Here is a 22,020-nt window from a genome sequence, read left to right as displayed (position 1 = left end):
CATCCGACCACTTGGCTTAATCCTGTCAGGGCGGCAGAGAAATAACAATATTGGAGACTGCAATGTTAGCTTACCCTCACCTGCTCGCCCCCCTTGATCTTGGCTTTACCACCCTGAAAAATCGCGTATTAATGGGGTCAATGCATACTGGATTGGAAGAGTTGCCCGATGGCCCACAGCGTCTGGCGGCTTTCTATGCCGAAAGAGCGGCAGGCGGCGTCGGCCTGATTGTCACCGGGGGTATCGCGCCCAATAAAAAAGGCGTGGTATATCAAGGCGCATCGGTGCTAAACGACGTGGCGTCAGTGCCGCACCATCAGATAGTCACAGACGCGGTACATCGCGCAGGCGGGAAAATCGCGCTGCAAATTCTGCATGCTGGCCGCTACAGCTACCAAAAACAGCCCGTCGCCCCTTCCGCGCTACAAGCACCCATCAACCCCTTTGCGCCACAGGCATTAAGCGGTGATGAAGTACTGCAAACCATTGCCGATTTTGCCCACTGTGCCCAACTGGCAAAACTTGCTGGTTATGATGGTGTCGAGATCATGGGCTCAGAAGGTTATCTGATTAATCAGTTTCTCGCGGCCCGAACCAATCAGCGCCAGGACGAATGGGGTGGTGATTTTACTCACCGCATGCGCTTTGCCGTAGAAATTGTCCGAGCAGTTCGTCAGGCGACGGGGTCTGATTTCATCTTGATTTACCGCCTTTCTATGCTTGATCTGGTGGAAGAAGGCTCAAATTGGGATGAAATCGAACAGTTGGCGCTGGCCATAGAACAAGCCGGAGCCACCTTAATTAACACCGGCATTGGCTGGCATGAGGCGCGAATCCCTACTATCGCCACTATGGTGCCACGCGCCGGATTCAGCTGGGTGACCCGCAAATTGATGGGGAAAGTTCGCATTCCATTGATTACGACTAACCGGATTAATGACCCCACAGTTGCCGAGCAAGTATTGGCTGACGGCTGTGCGGATATGGTATCCATGGCTCGTCCGTTTCTCGCTGATGCAGCTTTTGTGCAAAAGGCCGCCCAGAACCGAGCTGATGAAATCAACACCTGCATTGGTTGTAATCAAGCTTGTCTGGACCAGATTTTCGATGGCAAATTAACCTCATGTTTGGTTAATCCGCGGGCTTGCCGTGAAACTGAAATGCCGGTATTGCCGACTGAGTTCCCCAAGCGCTTAGCGGTGGTCGGCTCTGGCCCTGCCGGGTTGGCTTTTGCTGTGACCGCCGCCAGCCGCGGCCATCAGGTGACACTATTTGATGCCGCCGCAGAGATTGGCGGCCAATTTAATATTGCGAAACAGATCCCCGGCAAAGAAGAGTTCTACGAAACGTTGCGCTATTTCCGCCGCCAATTAGTGCTTCATGGTGTTACCCAGCAGCTCAATACCTTTGTGCAGGCATCGCAACTGGCTGATTTTGATGAAGTGATTCTGGCATGTGGCATTCAGCCCCGGTTGCCGAATATCAAAGGTATTGAGCATCCGAAAGTGCTGACTTATCTGGATGTCTTGCGTGATAAAAAACCAGTGGGTGAGCGGGTCGCCATTATTGGTGCCGGTGGAATTGGCTTTGATACAGCGGAATATCTCAGTCAATCCGGTGATTCCAGCAGTCTGGACAGCAGTGCATTCAGCAGTGAATGGGGCATTGATCAAAACCTTGTCCACCGCGGCGGTTTATCGCCAGAGGGGCCAAAAGTGCATCCTTCACCCCGGCAGATTTTTCTATTACAGCGGAAAACCAGCAAAGTCGGTGAAGGTTTGGGGAAAACCACCGGCTGGATCCACCGTACCAGTTTGGCAATGCGCGGCGTGAAAATGCTCAATAGCGTCAGCTATGATGCCATTGATGATGAAGGGTTACATATCACTCGCGCAGAGCAGGTCAGCTGTCTACCCGTCGATACTATTATTATCTGTGCCGGTCAGGAGCCACGTAGAGAACTGCATCAGCCACTACTGGATATGGGCAAAACCGTGCATTTGATTGGTGGCGCTGATATTGCAGCCGAGCTAGATGCGCGTCGGGCAATTGATCAAGGGACGCGGCTGGCATTAGCCATATAGCCGTTGGAGAGAGAGGCAGGAGTGGCAGAAACCACGCCCTGTGATTCATTGGCGTTGCTGCAAGTAAACACCGCTGCAACGCCAAGAACAAAGCATAATTAGAAATCGCTGTACGACATATCCAAACTACCCGAACCACCCCCCTCTGAGCGGGATGACGCGGTCTTCACGGCTTTCAGCACCATAAACTTCTGGTTAGAATCCAATGTCTCGCAATTGCCAAACAGGCGCTTCAGTTTGTGGAAGTAATCCAAATGGCGGTTCCCGACAATCATCAGTTCGCCACCCACTTTCAGGCAGCGCTTGGCATCGCAAAACATCTGCCAGGCCACATGGTCACTGACCGCATGCTGTTGATGGAATGGCGGGTTACACAGCACCAATTGCAGGCTCTCACGTTCTACACCGGCCAAACCATGACTTACCATGAACTCACAGCGCGACAAATCTTGTGGGCGGTTATAAGTGATATTCAGCTCACTAGATGCGACTGCCATATATGATTCATCGACAAACAGCATTTCTGCCAATGGGTTTTGCTCCAGTGCAATTAAACCCACCACACCATTACCACAGCCCAAATCAGCTATTTTACCGGTCACATCATAGGGCAGGATTTCCATAAAGAAACGCGCGCCGATATCCAGATTATTGCGGGAAAATACGTTCGCGTGGTTATGGATAACATACTCGGTATTAGCCAGTGGCCAGTCAGTGGTTTGCGGAGCCTCTGCCGGTGGAATATCGGCCACTTCACAGTGAATCAGACGCGCTTTCTTCCATGCCAACGTGGTTTTGGTCGGCCCGAGAATTTTTTCGAACAATTGCAGGGTTGAGTTATGCACATCACGAGATTTTGCACCGGCAATAATCACCGTGTCCGGCGCAACGACCCGGCGCAAAGCATGTAATTGATGCTCTAACAGCGCTAATGCTTTAGGGATTTTAATCACCACCAGCTTAGGCGCTTGCGGCAAGGCATCCATACTGCTTAGCAATGTCACTGCATCTTCATCCAAATGGTTTAAACGCAAATTGTGCGCTGTAGCCAATTGGCTCATATAGGAATCACTGACACTAAATGGACGATGAGCGTGTAACGCACAAGCCAGCGTACCAAACTGATCATTAAACACCAGCACTGGGCGACCGTCGATTTGGCTTAAGTCAATGTTTTGTAGCAGATATTCATCTGCCGCTTCCCATGCCTGTAAGGTATTGGAATTTTCTTGCGGGGGGAAACGCTCAAGCTCAAGGCTTTGTGTCCCCAGTAAGAGTTGGCTCATCACCGCTCCTGAATAATAAATTTGGGCTGTTTATCCCCTAAAACGGGCGCTCAGTAAAATGTTTTTTTACTTAAATGCCGTTTTATCGCAACCAAAGCTGATAAAAAGTGAGAAATGCCTGAAACACGGCAGGGAAAACGCCCTGATGAACAGCTTAGGCGCGCTTAATGAATTGCCTCTTTTCCCCTGCATTAATCCTTATCAAGCATTATTTTCATGTTAACTCATTACGAATAATCTCTATTTTGGTTAACCCAACATAGAATAACTCGCCCGATAAATCTCGGCATTTATTAATCCTTTATTATTACGTATTCGCAAAACAAATTAAATAACAAACAGTATGTTATTTATATTTTGCTCAGGAATGTCAAAACCACCAATATATTATCTTGATATCAAGTCTGCATTTTATAGCTGAAAGTAATAATAATCCGTAATTATAAAAACTTAGATATCAATTACCAGGAAGGTAAACCAAGAATGTCTATATCAAATCTTATGCAACACTCTGTTGAGTCCCCCTCATTACCTTATCGTCTGGCACCTTGCGCCAAAGCTATCAGTGTATTGTTTTTGGTATTCAGTAGCCCAATGGTGTGGGCAGATATTCATGACAAAAGCCAACAGAGAGTGGAGCAACAATCAAGCCTATATCCAAGCCCAGTGGAGCAAAAACCAAGCCCATATGAGTATTCTTGGAATGAACCCGATCCGACGGGGTTGGCTGATACAAGAGAAAATGAAAAGTTAGCACAACAGCAACTAAAAAACCCAGATGCCGATATTTGGAACGAAAGAACCTTGGACCAGATAGAAGCAGAAAATAAGGAATGGCTACAACAGGATCAGGATCGTTTTGAACAGGCACAGACACGGCAACAGGCACGGGTACGGGTAGAGGAAGGGAAATTGGTAAATAGGGAACAGGAGCGTGAATGGACACAAAGAGTGCAGGGTGAACGGGAATGGGCACAGCAGGAACGAGAAAAGGTACAGGAACCGACACAGGTACAGGTATATGACCAATATAGCAGTATCGAATTAAACGGCGACTCGGAACCCAATAGTCAAAAAGACCATACCGTTAATATTCCGGCGATAATAACAGCCCCCCTACAAGCTATTGATACAATGGCCCTTGGACTAATCATTGAACTGCCAAAAGCATTATCTTCGGAACCCTATAATCAAAAACAGCATGCCTTTGATATTGAGACGATAACAAGACTCCCAAAAGCTATTGATACACTGCCCCTTGAACTAATCATTGAGCTGCCAAAAACATTATCTGACGTTTCAATTATTCAAGAAACTAAAAAAATGATGCTAGATGCATTGCAGGATAAATGGCCGGAATTAGTCGAGAAGGATGCTAAAAGCCTTGCAAATATGGTCAAAGACACATCAAAACGGATACAAAAAGATATATCAAAACGCGAACAATCTAAAGACGCCCCACCATTGTCAGCAACAGATCAAATATTCCCATTACCAGCAGCTTCAACGGTTCCAAGTAAAGATACTGCACCAAGTACCACTAATAAAAAAGTCGGCGATACAGAAGACTCTTTACCCTCTGGACGAAATCTCCCTACTACAGAAGTAGGTAATGTACCCCATGCTGAACCTGAGAGTACCGCAAAGGCCGTAGTTGAACCCAAAACGGCTGAAAAAGCCTCTATCAGCCCTGCCAAAGTTGCTCAAGCGCCGGTGCTTAAACTAGCCCCGCCCCCTAAACCGGCTCCGATCATTAGCCATAATCCGCAAGCGGGCAGCTATATTGCCAACCAACTCGCTACTCAGCAGATGTTTATGACTGATGACTTGCAATACCGCCAGGGAGAAACACTGTATACCGATCCCATCACGGGAGAAACCGACGTCAGTAGCTTGTGGCTCAATACCACTGGCTCAAAAAGCCGCTTTAGCTCGGGCCATGGTCAGTTGCATACCAAGAGCAGCCGCTACGCAGTCCAGCTCGGAGGCACATTAAGCAAGTGGAGCAGTGGTGGCAATGATCAAGGGCTTTTGGGGCTGACTGCGGGTGTAGGTAAATCGACAAACCATAGCCGCTCTACATCATCTCATCATCAGGCGCAAGGTTCAGTTGATGGTTATAACCTTGGTTTATATAGCATTTGGTATGCCGACAACCACAGTAAAACCGGGCCTTATATTGACTTACTGGCACAGCACAGCTGGTTCAATAACCACATCGCAGCGCCAAAAGTCGCCACGGGGGCAAATTACAGATCCTATCTGTTTACCACCGCCTTGGAAACAGGCTACAAACTTCAGTTGATCGAAACAGCAGATACCCGGTTCTTTATTCAACCTAAGGCAAAGGTGTCGTGGCAGCGTACCAGCGGGCTGCTACATAATGAATCTGACACACAGATTAAAGTTGACGAGAACAACGCAGTGACGACCAAGTTGGGGATGCGTACAGCATGGGAGTTCGATATTGACACCTTATCATCGACCAGAACCCTGCAAGTCAGCCCCTCTTTTGAAGCTAACTGGATTTATAGCCGTATGAACCCGGGGGTACAATTATCAGATATCTATACCACCCCAGCAAAACTACAAAACAAAACAGAATTAGCCAGTATCCATGTTACGCCGCAAGGAACCCGCAATATTGCTGACCTCAAAGTGGGTATTGAAGCTAATATTAATAAAAATCTACTGGTATGGACTCATTTAGGCCATCAATTTGGCAGCCATAACTACAGTGATACTCAAGCCACTCTGGGGGCCAATTATCGCTTCTAAGCGAGCGATGACTTCAGCTACCTGCCCACATTAAATTAAAACCCCGGTGTCAGTAGCAATACCGACATTAGGGGTTTATTTGAATCACCTGATATCCTCAAGTACGATAGTCAATTTACCTAGGGCAAATATCCATGCCGGAACTGACCTACTTACAAGGTTATCCCGAACACCTACAGTCTCAAGTACAACAACTGATTACCGAGCAAAGGCTGGGGAATGTACTGCGTCAGCGCTATCCTCAACCCCATGATTACAATACAGATAAAATGCTATATCAATATACAATTGATCTGAAGAATCAGTATCTGCGCAATGCTCAGCCACTCAGTAAAGTGGCCTATGACAGCAAAATCCAAGTGATGAAGCATGCACTCGGGCTGCACACTGCAATTTCCAGAGTGCAGGGCGGCAAATTGAAAGCTAAAGCAGAGATTCGAGTCGCTACGGTATTTAAAAATGCCCCCGAAGCCTTTTTAAAAATGATTGTGGTACATGAATTGGCGCATTTGAAAGAGAAAGATCACAACAAAGCGTTCTACAGTTTGTGCTGTCATATGGAGCCGCAATATCATCAGCTAGAGTTTGATACACGCCTCTATCTGACACATTTGGATCTGTTCGGCACCATTTACTAGCATTCAATTTGTCTAGCTAATAGATTTCATCTGGCAGTAAGGCGACAAACGAGAAAGCCCCGATAAACCTCGTTAAGTGAGTGATTCGGGTAACCAATCTGCCGGGTAAGAAATCAATCCATGGCTCTGCGGGGCGTGATAATCTGGTAGTCCAACGTGTTTTTCTTCTGGGAATGGAGTTCACTATGATTCGCTTCGCTGTCATTGGCACCAATTGGATCACCGCGCGCTTTGTCGATGCTGCCCACGAAAGTGGCAAAATGAAACTGGTGGCTGTTTACTCTCGCAAATTGGAGCAAGCTGAGCAGTTTGGTGAGGATTATAACGTTACTGAATGCTTTGATAATCTTGAAGCAATGGCAGCAAGTGATCAGATTGATGCGGTGTATATCGCCAGCCCGAACTCCCTACATTATCCTCAAGCTAAACTGTTCCTCAGCCATAAAAAACACGTTATTTGCGAAAAATCATTAGCTTCCAACTTGGCAGAAGTCGAAGCCTTGGTGGCCTGCGCCCGCGAACACCAAGTGGTGCTGTTCGAAGCCTTTAAAACTGCCTACCTACCTAACTTTATGCAAATAAAGCAGTCACTGCCGCGCGTGGGTAAATTACGTAAAGCCTTTATCAATTTCTGCCAGTACTCTTCGCGTTATCAGCGCTATCTGAATGGTGAAAATCCCAATACGTTTAATCCGGCATTTTCTAATGGCTCGATAATGGATATCGGTTACTACTGTCTGGCCAGTGCCTTGGCTTTATGGGGAGAGCCAAAATCCGTGCTGGCAAGCGCGAGTTTACTGCCGAGTGGTGTTGACGCGCACGGTACGGTTTGCCTGAATTATGGCGATTTTGATGTGGTTATTATCCACTCAAAAGTCAGCCAGTCTGATATCCCTAGCGAAATTCAGGGAGAGGATGGCTCACTGGTGATTGAAAGTATCTCTGAATGTCTCTCTGTGGCCTTTACGCCACGCGGTAGCCATTCACAAGACCTGACGCAACCTCAGCACATCAATACTATGCTGTATGAAGCTGAGGTTTTTGCCAATCTGGTGGAAAATAAACAGGTGGAACACGATGGTTTACAGCTCTCCTTGCTGACATCACGTATTCAGACGGAAATTCGCCGTCAGACCGGCGTTATCTTTCCGGCAGATACCCAGCCACTGGCAATATACTCAAAGTAATTGGTGTTGCAGGTCGGCAGCAAGTGAGCAAATCCCGACAAACCAACCCAATTAAGTCATGCGGGTATTGAGTCGGCCGGGAGACTATCTGAACACGGCTAATCCCCTGTATGGCTTAAAGTTCGAGGGAATAGTTAATATTTTGTTTCAGTGATTGACCCGCAGGCCGTTTTCAATTATTTTTGCGCGGCAAAGGGGAGTAACTTCATTGCCGGTCTGCCGTCATTACGGTGCGAAAGCACCCGGTTACCGGGCAACCTCATTAATGTATTAGCACCTGTTCGGGCTTTTACATCAATAGAGTTGTAAGTGAGACCTTGCCGGAAGGCGAGGTTTGCTTGCAGCTCGATCATAGCGGCTAGCGTCTTCCGACGTTGGCCGTTTTGTTTTTATGAGGTTCCTTAATGATGAATACCGTGGGTACTCCTTTACTGTGGGGGTGTTTTGCTGTTGTGGTGACAATTATGCTCGCCATCGACTTGCTGTTGCAGGGGCGTCGTGGCTCACAAACCATGACACTGCGTCAGGCGGCCTGCTGGTCGCTGGTGTGGGTGAGTTTATCTTTGCTGTTTAACGCCGGTTTCTGGTGGTATCTGGCCGAAACTATGGGGCGTGAAATTGCCGACAAGCAAGCATTGGCCTTCCTCACCGGCTATCTAATTGAGAAAGCACTCGCCGTCGATAACGTCTTCGTCTGGCTGATGCTATTTAGCTATTTTGCTGTTCCTGCCAACTTGCAGCGCCGGGTACTGATTTACGGTGTGCTGGGTGCGATTGTGCTGCGTACCATTATGATTTTTGCTGGCAGCTGGTTGGTGTCGCAGTTCAGCTGGATCCTGTACCTTTTTGGTGCCTTCCTGCTGTTTACTGGTATCAAAATGGCAATGGCAAAAGAGGACAACACGCCGATTGGCGACAAGCCGCTGGTACGCTGGATTCGTAATCATCTGCGCATGACCGACGAGTTGCATGGCGACCGTTTTACGGTGCGTAAAAACGGCCTGCTCTATGCCACTCCGCTGGTATTAGTATTAATCTTGGTTGAATTGAGCGATGTGATTTTTGCCGTGGATAGTATTCCGGCCATCTTCGCGGTGACGACCGATCCCTTTATCGTGTTGACCTCTAACCTGTTTGCCATTTTAGGTCTGCGCGCTATGTACTTCTTGTTAGCGAACGTCGCTGAGCGTTTCTCAATGTTGAAGTACGGTCTATCGGTTATTTTGGTCTTTATTGGTATCAAAATGATGATTATCGACCTGTTCCATATCCCTATCGGCATCTCATTAGGTGTGGTCGCGAGCATTCTGGCTCTGACATTGATTATTAATGCTTGGGCAAATCATCGTGCAGACCGTCGCTCAGTAGCAGATAAAACCCCACATAAATAGTACGGATAACGAGATAATATAGTATACGGGGTAACCATTACCCCGTATTTATCTCGCCATCTTTACTCTCAGCCAAATGTTATTGCGATCACATAAATGTAAACAAAATGTTATGCAAATTTGATCCACATTGTATTTTGCTGATTGACTCTTTCCTGCTCAATAGATTCCCTTATACTGTTAAAGCAAACACACACAGTTACAAATAATATTAAGTTACCGGTGTGAGACTAAACACTGAGCCACGTTCCGGCTCATGCATTGATCGGCTAAAAATAAAACAAGTTTAACTTGGGAAGAGGCATCACTAGAAAACTATGGAAAAGACACAATCTGGTTTTATCGGATTTATTATCCGCGGCAGTTTGGTTAAACAGATTCTGGTCGGCTTGATTGCCGGGATTATTTTAGCCTTGGTATCAACCCAAGCGGCACTGGCTGTCGGTTTGTTGGGCTCGCTATTCGTTGGCGCATTGAAAGCCGTCGCGCCGGTTTTGGTTTTGATGTTGGTGATGTCCTCAATTGCTAACCATAAGCAAGGCCAAAAAACCAGTATCCGCCCTATTCTGTTCTTGTATCTGTTGGGGACATTCTCTGCGGCGCTGGTTGCCGTGGTGGTCAGCTTTATGTTTCCATCAACCTTGGTATTAGCCACCCTCAATGCGGACATCACTCCGCCAACAGGGATTGTTGAAGTACTAAAAGGCTTGCTGAACAGCGTGATAGCGAACCCGATTAATGCTCTGCTTAATGCCAACTATATCGGGATTCTAGCTTGGGCTGTGGGGCTGGGTATTGCCTTGCGTCATGCAGCAGATACCACCAAAGCATTGATTACTGATATGTCAGATGCCGTCACCAAAGTGGTTCGTGTGGTTATCCGCTTCGCACCGCTGGGTATTTTCGGCCTAGTATCATCCACCATGGCAGAAACGGGCTTTGGCGTATTGCTGGGCTATGCGCAACTGCTGGTGGTGCTGATTGGCTGTATGTTATTAGTCGCATTAGTGGTTAACCCACTGATTGTTTTCTGGAAAATTCGTCGCAATCCTTACCCGTTGGTATTTGCTTGCTTGCGTGAAAGCGGCGTTACCGCCTTCTTCACCCGCAGCTCAGCCGCGAACATCCCGGTTAATATGGAAATGTGCAAGAAGATGAATTTGCACGAAGATACTTACTCCGTTTCTATTCCGTTGGGTGCCACCATTAACATGGCCGGTGCCGCGATAACCATTACCGTGCTGACACTGGCGGCGGTTCATACCTTAGGTATTGCGGTGGATCTGCCAACTGCCCTGCTGTTAAGTGTGGTTGCCGCAGTCTGTGCTTGTGGCGCATCTGGGGTTGCTGGTGGTTCGCTGCTGTTGATTCCGCTGGCTTGCGGTATGTTCGGTATTCCAAACGAAGTGGCAATGCAGGTCGTTGCTGTTGGTTTCATTATTGGTGTGTTGCAGGATTCTGCCGAAACCGCGCTGAACTCCTCAACCGACGTGCTGTTCACCGCCGCAGCCTGTCAGGCCGACGATGCGCGATTAGCAAATCCTGATCCGCTAGCAAGCCGTAAAAGCGCCTAAATTTATAGATAAGTCTGACATGCGGGGGCTTATGGCCCCCGTTTTCATTGGGTGACATCTTCTTTCGCGACTTTCTTTTCAACCCGGAAAGGGTCTATCCCTTTTAATTGCAGGCGGCGGAAGCGAATAATATTAAAACCGTTGAGCAGCAAGAAACTACCCTCAATCAATGAACCACCAATAGACCCCAACCAAACGTTATGGATAACCCAGCATACGGTGGATATCCACATCACACAGCGAGTCGTCAGCCCAGTAGTGCGAAACAGTGCCCAGGTACTGATTACCGTGCCAAAAATCGGCAATATTTCCACCCCGTGTTGCATACGCCAGAGCCCAAAAGCCAGCGTCAGAATGATGAATACCATCATTGCGATGTTACTGCGGGTTTTGGAGGCCACCAGATTGCGCAGCGCATTCAGCATGGCACTGCTGCCGGCGGCACTGGCTCCCATAAGAAAGAAATGACAGCCAATAATGGCGCTGTAGGCAGAAAGTTGCAGTCTAAAACGACGCTCATCACGGTTGAAGAACATGGTGATACCGACAAAAAATGCCAATACACCAATAGATTGAGCAAACCAATAGAAAGTCATGGTGGGTCCTGATACGTACTGAGTCTTACATGATTAATAACACAAACGGTGTTTTATTCATAAAAAATAAAACACCGTTTCATATTAATCAAAAAGTATGACTTTTACAAGGTGACGCCACTTTTAAAGATAGCCAGCTCGCGGAAGTCATTCACTTCATTGCGCGCCGGTTTACCATTAGCAATCTCGACGATCAGCTCGACAAACTCAGTCAGCAATGTGTCCATTGAGGTGCCGTGAATCAGTTTACCGGCATCGAAATCAATCCAATGCGGCTTTTTAGCCGCCAGTTCACTGTTGGTTGCCAGTTTCACTGTGGGTACAAAGCCGCCATAAGGTGTGCCGCGCCCAGTACTGAACAACACCATATGGCAACCTGCACCCGCTAAAGCACTGGTTGCCACGGCATCATTACCCGGCGCACTGAGTAAATTCAGGCCAGGGCGTTGCAAGCGCTCGCCATATTTCAACACATCGACCACTTTGCTCTGACCCGCTTTTTGGGTGCAGCCCAAGGATTTTTCTTCCAATGTGGTGATCCCACCCGCTTTATTGCCCGGTGATGGGTTTTCATAAATCGGCTGATTGTGGGCAATAAAATACTGTTTGAAATCATTGACCATACTGACGGTCTTTTCAAAAGTCGCTTCATCACGGCAGCGGCTCATCAGGATCCTTTCCGCGCCGAACATTTCCGGCACTTCCGTCAGAACCGAAGTCCCACCATTGGAAATAACATAGTCGGAGAAACGCCCCAGCAGCGGGTTAGCGGTAATCCCTGATAAACCATCAGAGCCGCCACATTCCAAACCAAACTTCAGTTCACTCAACTTGCCCGCAGTCCGTTTATCATTGCGCATCACCTGATACAGCGCGCGCAGATGCTCCAGACCCGCTTCAACTTCATCATCCTGCTGCTGGCACACCATAAAGTGCACGCGATCTTCATCAACTTTGCCCAACGTGGTTTGGAAAACGTCGACCTGATTGTTTTCACATCCCAGCCCAATCACCAGCACCGCGCCAGCATTAGGATGGCGCACCATATTTTGCAGCATGGTGCGGGTATTTTCATGATCCTGACCCAGCTGTGAACAGCCAAATGGGTGGCTGAACAGATAGACGCCATCAATACCTTCAGCATCTTGTGTTTCTTTCAGGAAACGCTGCTGGATCTGCCGGGCAATACCATTGACGCAACCGACAGTCGGAATGATCCACAATTCATTACGGATCCCGACATCGCCATTGGCGCGACGATAGATTTGGACTTCGCGATCAGCCATTTGCGGCGGCAAATCGCTAAATTCCGGCTGATACTGATATTCATCCAGATCACTAAGATTGGTTTTGGCATTTTGCGAATGGATATGTTCGCCAGGCTGGATCAAGGTTAGTGCATGGCCGATCGGCAAACCATACTTAACGATCATTTGCCCAGGCTCGATAGCCGTTAACGCAAATTTATGACCACGCGCCACCGGCTGAGCCAACTTAACGCTAAACTCGCCGATTTCCAGAACGTCATCGGCGGCCAAGTCTTGCAGTGCGACAGCGACATTATCCAACGGGTGAATTTTTATAATACTTTGCATAGTTAAACCTTTAGCTGTATGCCACGACTGCCGCTCTCATACCGCGATCAATGATAGTTTGCAGTTGTTCTGTTACTTGATTTGCCAGTTGCGGCACAGCGGTCAGATCTTGCCCCCAATGGGCCGCATCAGACAGTACGCTGTTAACCAACTCAGCCAGCGCGATATCACCGTGCTTTACGCCACTCCACTGGGTTGAAAAACGCTCCAGCCAATGGGCATCATCCTGTAGTGGATAGGTTTGACCATCACGCTCACCACGATAAAAGGCGATCAGCGCAGCCAGTGCAAAGGTCAGACGCGGCGGCAACTTACCTTTCTGCTGCTGATAAGTCAGCAACTGAGGCAAAATGCGAGTGCGGAATTTTGTCATACCATTCAAGGCAATAGACAGCAGTTGGTGCTGAATGAACGGGTTGCGGAAGCGACTTAATACCGCCTGAGAGAATGACAACAGCTCGTCTTCAGGTAAGTCCAATACCGGAACAATCTCTTCAGTAATGGTTTTCTCTACGAAACTGCTGATTTGCGCGTCGTCCATGGTCTGGCCGACAGTATCTAACCCAGAGAGGTAAGCGACCGGCACTAACGCGGTGTGCGCGCCATTCAGAATGGCAACTTTGCGTTCTTTATAAGGTTTGATGTCATCAACAATACGGACATTCAGATCTAATTTATCCAGACGAAGCTCTTGTGCCAGTTCTTTTGGCCCTTGGATAACAAACAGATAGAAATATTCGGCGGTATCCAGGAAGCTGTCTTGATAACCCAGCTCAGTTTGCAGCGCAGCAACCTCATCACGAGGGTAACCCGTCACGATGCGGTCAACCAATGTTGAACAGAACCTGTTGTTTTCAGTCAACCATTGAGTGAATGCAGCGGGCAGTTGCCAATGACTGGCATAACGCAGCACCAGTTCACGCAGTGCTTCGCCGTTATAATCAATCAATTCACACGGCAACAGCACCCAGCCTTTATCCGCAGCACCATTAAAATGCTCAAAACGTTCGAACAGCAAACGTGTCAATTTAGCTGGGAAGGAGCTTGGCGGCGCATCATTGAATTGGTCCGCTTCATTCCAGGCAATCCCCGCTTCAGTGGTGTTCGAGAACATAAAGCGAATATTGGCATCACGTGCCAGCGCCAGATATTCATCAAACTGGCGGTAGATATTGATTTCGCGGTTAACCGAGCGGATCAGGCGAGATTCACGCACTGCTTCACCCTGCTCATTCAAACCGCGGATCACCGCAGTATACAGGCCATCCTGAGTACTGAGTGAAGGAGGGAAATCCGTGTCGATCGGGCGGATCACCACGATGCCGGCATTCAGATCGGTATGCTCATTGAGTAAATCAATCTGCCAGTCGACAAAAGCACGCAGGAAGTTACCTTCACCAAATTGGATGATTTTGTCAGGGTGGCTACGGCCAGGAAAGTCACGACGGTTCAGGGTTTGCATCAGGGTTCACCTCATAACGCATACAGCCGTGGACCCATCATTACTGACAGTCCGTGCTTTGCAGACAATCCTTTCTTTGCAGAGAGGTTTTACCGCAGCGCAGCCAGGCGTTAATAAACAATAAGTTAAAGTTACACAGAGCCGGTAACCGGCCCTGTTATTCGTTCTTTGGATATATCGCTAAATCGGTTTGGGCTATTACAGCTCGATGGCGAAATACTGCTTGGCATTATCAAAGCAGATGTTTTTCACCATTGACCCCAACAGCTCAATATCTGCCGGAGCCTCGCCATCTTCGACCCAGCGACCAATCATCTGGCACAGAATGCGACGGAAGTATTCATGACGGGTATAGGACAAGAAGCTGCGGCTATCAGTCAGCATGCCGACAAAGCGACTCAATAAGCCCAACTGTGCCAACTGGGTCATTTGACGTTGCATGCCATCTTTTTGGTCGTTGAACCACCAGCCGGAACCAAACTGCATTTTCCCAGCAGCACCTTCACCCTGGAAGTTACCGACCATGGTGCCGATCACTTCGTTATCACGTGGATTCAAGCAGTAAAGAATGGTTTTTGGCAGAGCATTACGCAGACCCTGCGCATCCAGCAGACGAGACAAAGGCTGTGCCAATGGCTGGTCATTGATAGAGTCAAAGCCGATATCCGGCCCTACCAGATTGAACATGCGGCTGTTGTTATTCCGCAGTGCGCCGATGTGATACTGCTGCACCCATTCACGGCGGTGATATTCACCAGACAGGAAGAGCAATACCGCGGTTTTAAACTGAGCGGCCTCTTCAGTGCTTGGCTGATTACCGGCCAGACGACGTGCCAGAATGGTATCCAGAGTGGCTTCGTCAGCTTCACCGTAAACCACCACATCCAATGCATGGTCAGAAACTTTACAACCGTGGGCGGCAAAGTGATCCATACGTTTGTTCAGGGCAGTACAGAGATCAGCAAAGCGGCTGATGGATGTATCGGCGGCCGCTTCCAGACGTTGCATATAGTCGTTGAAACCCGCAGCTTCAATATTGAAAGCTTTGTCCGGGCGCCAGCTTGGCAATACTTTAATATTAAAGCTGCCGTCAGCGGCAATGGCTTTGTGGTGACGCAGGTCATCAATAGGATCGTCTGTGGTACCGACCATTTTGACATTCATCTGCTGCATGATACCGCGCGCAGAGAAGTTGTCCTGAGCCAGCAATTCGTTACCGCGCTGCCAGATTTCTTCTGATGTTGCCGGAGATAGCAGCTTGCCTGTAATACCAAATGGGCGGCGTAATTCAAGATGCGTCCAGTGATACAGTGGGTTGCCGATAGTATGAGGAACCGTGGCCGCCCAAGCTTCAAACTTCTCGCGGTCACTGGCATCGCCAGTACACAGACGTTCTGCTACACCATTAGTCCGCATAGCACGCCATTTGTAGTGGTCACCTTTCAGCCAGATGTCATACAAGTTCTTAAAGCGGTAGTTTTCTGCGATCTGCTCAGGGGGTAAATGGCAGTGATAATCAAAGATCGGCTGATCTTTTGCATAGTCATGATACAGACGACGGGCGAATTCGGTGTCGAGCAAAAAGTCTTCGGTCAAAAACTGCGCCATATTAGGTTCCTCACTTGAGTACATCTTAGAGTACTGCTTTCTGTTATCGCGAAGTTATCACACCAATTTCATCTATCGTCCAGCATTTTTTATAGATAGAGATCGCAAAAACCTAACAAAAAGAACAAATACTCAACATTTATAGTCTATTTAGCCCCTTGCGGCACTAAGTCTGTCGGGTTCTATTATTCCCTAATTGAAAAGTGGTTTTTGTGATATCACTCAACTTTTAAATCTGTATGACAAGTTATTGTTGCGTCGCCATCAGTCATCTCATCCGCACGATTTAAATAAACGCGCTGATTTGGCCCAAATGGGATATCAAAATGAGGCCGTACCAGCACTACGGCCTCAAATAGCAAGGTAACCCAAAGCAGTTGAAGCTACCGACGGAATTTCAGCCTCAACTCAATTATGAAGACACGACCCAAAGTAATTGGTGTTGCAGGTAGGCAGCAAACGACTGAATCCCGGGGAGCTGACTTTAGTCAGTAACTCGGGTGAATGAGAGCAGCTAACAACGCTGCAACGTCAATTAATAAGGGTCATGGCCACCGCATGCACAGCGATGTCGGATGGACCAAATTGCGCCATGAAACGTGACGACAGGCTACGTTTCATGGCAGTAATCTTAGACTGGGAGAAAGTTATAAATGATGCGTAAAATTAAAGGCTTACGCTGGTACATGATCGCTTTGGTCACCGTCGGCACCATATTAGGTTACTTAACACGTAACGCTATTGCTGTTGCAGCACCGACGTTGCAAGAGCAGTTACATATCACCACACAACAATATTCTTATATTATTGCCGCTTATTCTGCTGCTTACACCATTATGCAACCGGTAGCTGGTTATGTTCTGGATGTCATGGGCACAAAAGTGGGTTATGCCATGTTTGCCGTTATGTGGGCCATATTCTGTATGAGCACCGCATTGGCCAGTAGCTGGGGTGGTTTAGCTATCGCCCGTGGCGCGGTAGGTATGGCAGAGGCTGCTATGATCCCTGCGGGTCTGAAAGCCAGTAGTGAATGGTTCCCTGCGAAAGAGCGTTCCATTGCAGTGGGTTACTTCAACGTCGGTTCCTCTATCGGCGGCATGATTGCTCCACCATTAGTGGTATGGGCTATTGTCATGCACAGCTGGCAGATGGCATTTATCATCACCGGCGTGCTTAGCCTGATTTGGGCAATTGCCTGGTTAATCCTCTACAAACACCCGAAAGACCAGAAAAAACTGACTGATGAAGAACGTGAATACATCCTCAGTGGTCAAGAAGCACAGCACTCCACCGCTAACGCTAAAAAGATGTCTGCAATGCAGATTATCCGTAACCGTCAATTCTGGGGGATTGCTATCCCGCGTTTCTTGGCTGAACCGGCCTGGGGGACATTCAACGCCTGGATCCCACTGTTCATGTTTAAAGCTTATGGCTTTAACCTGAAAGAGATCGCCATGTTTGCCTGGATGCCAATGCTGTTTGCCGACTTAGGCTGCATCTTGGGTGGTTACCTGCCGCCGTTATTCCAGAAATACTTCAAAGTTAACCTGATTGTTTCCCGTAAGTTAGTGGTAACTATGGGTGGCCTGTTGATGATTGCTCCGGGAACCATTGGTCTGTTCACCAGCCCTTATGCCGCTATCGCACTGCTTTGTGTGGGTGGTTTTGCGCACCAATCACTGTCTGGGGCACTGATTACCTTGTCATCCGACGTCTTCGGTCGTAACGAAGTGGCAACCGCCAATGGCTTGACGGGTATGGCGGCCTGGACTGCCAGTACCATGTTCGCCCTAGTGGTGGGTGCTTTGGCAGATACCATGGGCTTCAGCCCGCTGTTCGCTGCACTGGCTGTATTTGACGTGTTGGCCGTTGTGGTTATCTGGACAGTGCTACAAAACCGTCCAGCAGCAGAACCGGCTATCGACCCGATTCAACAATCTCCGGCCGGACAGAATTAATCACCATGTCTGTATCCGATAGATTTCAAATTGCAGGTCGATGGCTGAAAAATCCAAATTAGTTGATATAAATCAATTAACTGGATTAATAAGATTCATCAATACTGCTGCAACTTGCAAGATAACGGAGATATGGCCCGGCAATGATTTGCCGGGCTTTTTTTATATACCCTCTTTGCACCTTATTTACCGCACTTTTTCCATCACAACTGTGATAGCAATGACTAGAACCCAATTGGGATAAGTGGTATAACAAGTCCAATTGTATCTCCTTCGGGATATAATGCCTTCCAGACAAAATGAGTCGCTAAATCTACGATCTCAATTGATCCCAAGAGCCTTAATCATGGAATTCACAGAAACCAGACGGTTGTACCAGCAGTTAGCCGCAGAGTTAAAGCAGCGCATCGAAGCGGGTGTTTACCCGGTAGGCGATAAATTGCCTGCAGAACGCTACATTTCCGAAGAAATGAATGTCAGCCGAACCGTGGTCCGTGAAGCGATTATCATGTTGGAAGTGGAAGGTTACGTCGAAGTGCGCAAAGGCTCCGGCATCCATGTGATGTCGAATAAGCAAAAGCACTTGGTGATGCCCAATCAGGGCATTGAGTTCGCCACTGCTGGTCCTTTTGAGCTATTGCAAGCGCGTCAGTTGATCGAGAGTAATATTGCGGAATTTGCTGCTACACAAGTGACTCGGCAAGATATTGTGCAATTAATCGAGATCCAAAAACATGCGCGGCAAGAAGATCGTTTCCGCGACTCGCAATGGGATCTGAAATTTCATGTACAAGTTGCTCTGGCGACGCAAAATACTGCCATGGCCACGATTGTCGAAAAGATGTGGGGCCAGCGGGTACATAACCCTTACTGGATCAAGCTGCACGAGCATATCGATGATAAGTCGATGGAGAGCTGGTGCGAAGATCACGATAGGATCCTTGAAGCACTGATGCGTAAAGATCCCTATGCCAGTAAACTGGCTATGTGGCAGCATCTGGAAAATACCAAACAGATGCTGTTCCGTGCCACTACAGATGATTTTGAGTTTAATGTGGACCGCTATCTATTCACAGAAAATCCGGTTGTTAATCTTGATATCCCTAAAGAACTTAGCGCGACAAACAAACAGCAAGCGGACGACAACAGCAAGGCCGATACTTACCCTCTACAGCGGTAGTTCACAGGGGAGAGAAACCAGCACTATTCTTTCTCTTCCCTGCAAATTTATGCCGCGTTGTGGTCAGTAAATGTTGGCTTCTGTCAGCAAATGTCAGCATTAGGCCTTTTTTTAAACTACCGCTTAAAAAACACTCAATTAGCCGCTATATTTCCCTGTTTCATATCTCGCTATTTTGCTAAAGTGGCAGCACTTTTTTATTTGTATGCTTGGGGAGCGAAACGCAAATACATGCGCTGGTTGTTTGCTCTGTTTATTGCAGTGTCGTGCTGGGTCGGTTCCGTTTCCGGCAGCCTGCTATCGCCTACGCATTCACCCGTACCCTTATCTGCGCTTGACTGCCACTATTCCAGCCACACATCGTCATCCGTAAATGGGTTTTCGTCATACCTGCATCTACAAAAGAAAAGCCTCTATTCGCAATTGCGTCTGATGGGTGTCCCCGTCAAAAAGACCGCCATAAAAAACCGACTGGGTGCGACAAACTTTAGCGGTTCTGCTAATCCTTCCCTCGCCAATAACAACTGGCTTGGTAACCCCCATCTGGCAATGTCTCGCAGTAGCAGGGCAGATGAAATCTACAAACAGCCGCGGCAATCACTGCCACTGCTGAAGTACTCCAACTGGATATTCCATGTATCGGCACAGCAAAATCGTGTGGGTGGCTGGAAAGAGAGTAATACTCAATATAGCGGGATGCTTACCTACCACCGTTTGGCATGAGAACTTCTTGGTTGAGTCATTGCTGAAGTCACGCAACAAGAAGTAAATTTACTGCTAGATATCAGCGAATTGGTTTGTTCTACGTGCCTGTTGGTACCTTTATCAAAACCATCGCTTAAACACGAAAAACCATCAGATACCGTTATTATCGTGTTTATATCCATAACGATGCATACAACAAACAATGACGTTTTAGGAATACCAGATGGATATCATTAAAGAACTCTTACATGCTTTATGGGCACAAGACTATGAGACGCTGGCGAACCCATCTCTGGTCTGGGCCATTTACATCCTGCTGTTTGTGATACTTTTTCTGGAAAATGGCTTGCTTCCAGCAGCCTTTTTACCTGGCGATAGCTTGCTGATTTTAGTTGGCGTGCTGATTGCAAAAGGTGCCATGAGTTTCCCGATAACACTGGTGGTATTAACCACCGCAGCCAGTCTTGGGTGCTGGGTCAGTTATATTCAGGGGCGATGGCTGGGGAATACAAAAATCGTGCAGGGGTGGCTATCCCATCTGCCAGCTCATTACCATCAACGCGCCCATAACCTGTTCCATCGCCACGGGTTATCCGCGTTGTTAGTTGGCCGTTTCCTGGCATTCGTGCGCACCTTGTTACCAACAATTGCTGGGCTTTCCGGCCTGAGCAATGCCCGTTTTCAATTCTTCAACTGGATGAGTGGCCTGCTGTGGGTCTTGATCCTGACCACCATGGGCTTTGCCTTTGGTAAGACCCCAGTATTCCTGAAATACGAAGATGAAGTCATGTTCGTCTTAATGTTGCTGCCTTTGGCACTCTTAGTGATCGGCCTGTTTGGTTCTTTATATGTGCTTTGGCGCAAGAAAAACGCAGCCCCGGTTGAAGACAAAAACAAAGGTAAACCAGAGTGATCAACCTCAGGGGCCGTTTTGGCCGCCCGGTCTGGCACTATCTTATTCTGCCAGTTACGGTTTTGTTGCTGGCAGCGCTGTTGTTTACGCCGATCATCATGCGCACAGAAAGTGCCCTGAAAATTCGACCTAATCAGCAGGGGCTGTCTTTACCCGATGGGTTTTATCTCTATCAACATCTCGACCAACGTGGGATTCGCATCAAAAGCATCACCCCAGAGAATAACAGTCTGGTGGTGAGCCTGGAGTCTCCGGAGCAACAAACAGAAGCCATTGAAGTTTTGCAGGATATCCTGCCAAGTGGTTATGTTATTGTCTCGAGCGAGTCAAAAAAACGTCAGCGCTTATTGCCGGCGTTCAGAAATAACCTACAAAACGTAGGGTAATTTCCATTGCGGGGAGTTAACTTCCCGCATTCATCCTTTCTTTATTACCCTTTTATTCTGCTGATATATGATTAATCTATAAAAAATCCCGTAGTAAACTTGGGTATCACATCATTCAGCGCTATGCTTAGTCATTCACGGCAGCCTATTTCACCCTGATTCTTGCTGTAAAAGGAAGCAATACTATGTTGTTACGTACCGTTTTTTCGCTACGGGCCTTTCTCCTGTTGGTGTTACCTGTTATCGCGTTTGGTAGTGTTGCCCAGACGAATGAATGCGACACCAAAGCCAAAGAAATCCAACAGCAGATTGATTATGCCAAACAGCATGGCAACACCCGCCGCGCCGCAGGTCTTGAAACAGCCTTGAAAGAAGTGAAAAATAATTGCACTGTTGAAAGCCTAAAAGCTGAGCGGCAGGAAAAAATCAAAGAAAAGCAGCGCAAAGTCACTGAGCGGAAACAAGAGCTAAAAGAGGCTCAGCAAAAAGGTGATACTGACAAAATTGCTAAGCAACAGAAGAAGTTAACGCAAGCACAAGCTGAGCTAAAACAAGCTCAGGCGCAAAAGTAGCGACTCCATATTTAAATACAGTTAAATACACAAACAGTGAATTATTTGGAATTTATTAGGATTATTAACCTATCAACTACCAGAGAAATTCACTAGATTAGGTATTC

18 protein-coding genes are annotated in these 22,020 nt (G+C 47.7%); 12 read left to right on the top strand and 6 right to left on the bottom strand.

What is annotated here, in order from left to right:
- Positions 1–62: 62 nt before the first annotated feature.
- Positions 63–2,084, top strand: coding sequence for an NADPH-dependent 2,4-dienoyl-CoA reductase (locus tag N0H69_RS05800; RefSeq protein ID WP_050150625.1), 2,022 nt, complete (start codon positions 63–65; stop codon positions 2,082–2,084).
- Between the two features lie 98 nt (positions 2,085–2,182).
- Here N0H69_RS05800 and rlmG read toward each other — a convergent pair whose 3' ends face one another.
- Complete coding sequence (rlmG, locus tag N0H69_RS05795) at positions 2,183–3,370, bottom strand: 23S rRNA (guanine(1835)-N(2))-methyltransferase RlmG (protein WP_050110344.1); 1,188 nt, start codon at positions 3,368–3,370, stop codon at positions 2,183–2,185.
- A gap of 483 nt (positions 3,371–3,853) precedes the next feature.
- Between rlmG and N0H69_RS05790 the strand changes: the two genes are divergently transcribed.
- The 3 genes from N0H69_RS05790 (at position 3,854) to N0H69_RS05780 (ending at position 7,973) form a co-directional block, all read left to right on the top strand.
- Positions 3,854–6,148 carry an autotransporter outer membrane beta-barrel domain-containing protein gene (locus tag N0H69_RS05790; protein ID WP_253272112.1) on the top strand — a complete coding sequence of 765 codons (2,295 nt, stop codon included), beginning with the start codon at positions 3,854–3,856 and terminating at the stop codon, positions 6,146–6,148.
- Positions 6,149–6,282: 134 nt separating this feature from the next.
- Positions 6,283–6,786, top strand: coding sequence for a M48 metallopeptidase family protein (locus N0H69_RS05785; RefSeq protein WP_050110345.1), 504 nt, complete (start codon positions 6,283–6,285; stop codon positions 6,784–6,786).
- Positions 6,787–6,971: 185 nt separating this feature from the next.
- Positions 6,972–7,973, top strand: coding sequence for a Gfo/Idh/MocA family protein (locus tag N0H69_RS05780; protein ID WP_050134173.1), 1,002 nt, complete (start codon positions 6,972–6,974; stop codon positions 7,971–7,973).
- A gap of 176 nt (positions 7,974–8,149) precedes the next feature.
- Here N0H69_RS05780 and N0H69_RS05775 read toward each other — a convergent pair whose 3' ends face one another.
- A complete protein-coding gene (locus N0H69_RS05775; protein ID WP_155410784.1) occupies positions 8,150–8,326 on the bottom strand; it encodes a hypothetical protein in 177 nt (58 codons plus the stop codon).
- Positions 8,327–8,377: 51 nt separating this feature from the next.
- Here N0H69_RS05775 and N0H69_RS05770 point away from each other — a divergent pair, with 51 nt between their 5' ends.
- Both N0H69_RS05770 and sstT read left to right on the top strand, forming a co-directional pair.
- Complete coding sequence (locus tag N0H69_RS05770; RefSeq protein WP_050110347.1) at positions 8,378–9,364, top strand: TerC family protein; 987 nt, start codon at positions 8,378–8,380, stop codon at positions 9,362–9,364.
- Positions 9,365–9,681: 317 nt separating this feature from the next.
- On the top strand, positions 9,682–10,938 hold the full coding sequence (gene sstT, locus N0H69_RS05765; protein ID WP_050134171.1) for a serine/threonine transporter SstT: 1,257 nt from the start codon (positions 9,682–9,684) through the stop codon (positions 10,936–10,938).
- A 44-nt stretch (positions 10,939–10,982) separates the two neighbouring features.
- Here sstT and N0H69_RS05760 read toward each other — a convergent pair whose 3' ends face one another.
- The 4 genes from N0H69_RS05760 to uxaC form a co-directional block, all read right to left on the bottom strand.
- On the bottom strand, positions 10,983–11,534 hold the full coding sequence (locus N0H69_RS05760) for a YgjV family protein (protein ID WP_050110349.1): 552 nt from the start codon (positions 11,532–11,534) through the stop codon (positions 10,983–10,985).
- Positions 11,535–11,638: 104 nt separating this feature from the next.
- The gene (locus tag N0H69_RS05755; protein WP_050110350.1) at positions 11,639–13,129 is read right to left on the bottom strand and encodes a UxaA family hydrolase; all 1,491 of its coding nucleotides are present in this window, start codon (positions 13,127–13,129) and stop codon (positions 11,639–11,641) included.
- A 10-nt stretch (positions 13,130–13,139) separates the two neighbouring features.
- On the bottom strand, positions 13,140–14,591 hold the full coding sequence (locus tag N0H69_RS05750) for a tagaturonate reductase (RefSeq protein ID WP_050123272.1): 1,452 nt from the start codon (positions 14,589–14,591) through the stop codon (positions 13,140–13,142).
- 198 nt (positions 14,592–14,789) lie between these two features.
- Positions 14,790–16,199 carry a glucuronate isomerase gene (uxaC, locus tag N0H69_RS05745; protein WP_050150622.1) on the bottom strand — a complete coding sequence of 470 codons (1,410 nt, stop codon included), beginning with the start codon at positions 16,197–16,199 and terminating at the stop codon, positions 14,790–14,792.
- A gap of 653 nt (positions 16,200–16,852) precedes the next feature.
- On the opposite strand from uxaC, the gene N0H69_RS05740 reads away from it, so the two are divergent.
- The 6 genes from N0H69_RS05740 to N0H69_RS05715 all read left to right on the top strand — a co-directional run bounded on the left by N0H69_RS05740 (position 16,853) and on the right by N0H69_RS05715 (position 21,913).
- Positions 16,853–18,157, top strand: coding sequence for an MFS transporter (locus tag N0H69_RS05740; RefSeq protein ID WP_072077428.1), 1,305 nt, complete (start codon positions 16,853–16,855; stop codon positions 18,155–18,157).
- A 346-nt stretch (positions 18,158–18,503) separates the two neighbouring features.
- The gene (exuR, locus tag N0H69_RS05735) at positions 18,504–19,337 is read left to right on the top strand and encodes a transcriptional regulator ExuR (protein ID WP_050150619.1); all 834 of its coding nucleotides are present in this window, start codon (positions 18,504–18,506) and stop codon (positions 19,335–19,337) included.
- A gap of 231 nt (positions 19,338–19,568) precedes the next feature.
- Positions 19,569–20,060, top strand: a complete 492-nt coding sequence (locus N0H69_RS05730; protein ID WP_050110377.1) for a hypothetical protein — start codon at positions 19,569–19,571, stop codon at positions 20,058–20,060.
- A gap of 205 nt (positions 20,061–20,265) precedes the next feature.
- Positions 20,266–20,955 carry a DedA family protein gene (locus N0H69_RS05725; protein ID WP_050150616.1) on the top strand — a complete coding sequence of 230 codons (690 nt, stop codon included), beginning with the start codon at positions 20,266–20,268 and terminating at the stop codon, positions 20,953–20,955.
- Positions 20,952–21,341 (top strand): EnvZ/OmpR regulon moderator MzrA, encoded by a 390-nt coding sequence (gene mzrA / locus N0H69_RS05720; RefSeq protein ID WP_050110355.1) that lies wholly within the window; start codon positions 20,952–20,954, stop codon positions 21,339–21,341. Before N0H69_RS05725 ends, mzrA begins: the two co-directional genes overlap by 4 nt.
- Before the next feature lie 185 nt (positions 21,342–21,526).
- Positions 21,527–21,913, top strand: coding sequence for a DUF1090 domain-containing protein (locus N0H69_RS05715; protein ID WP_050150613.1), 387 nt, complete (start codon positions 21,527–21,529; stop codon positions 21,911–21,913).
- Positions 21,914–22,020 lie beyond the last annotated feature (107 nt).

The organism is Yersinia alsatica, from assembly GCF_025133195.1.
GTDB classification, from domain to species: Bacteria; Pseudomonadota; Gammaproteobacteria; order Enterobacterales; family Enterobacteriaceae; genus Yersinia; species Yersinia alsatica.
Note: the sequence above shows the minus strand (reverse complement) of the source record. Positions and strands in the feature narration are given on the sequence as shown.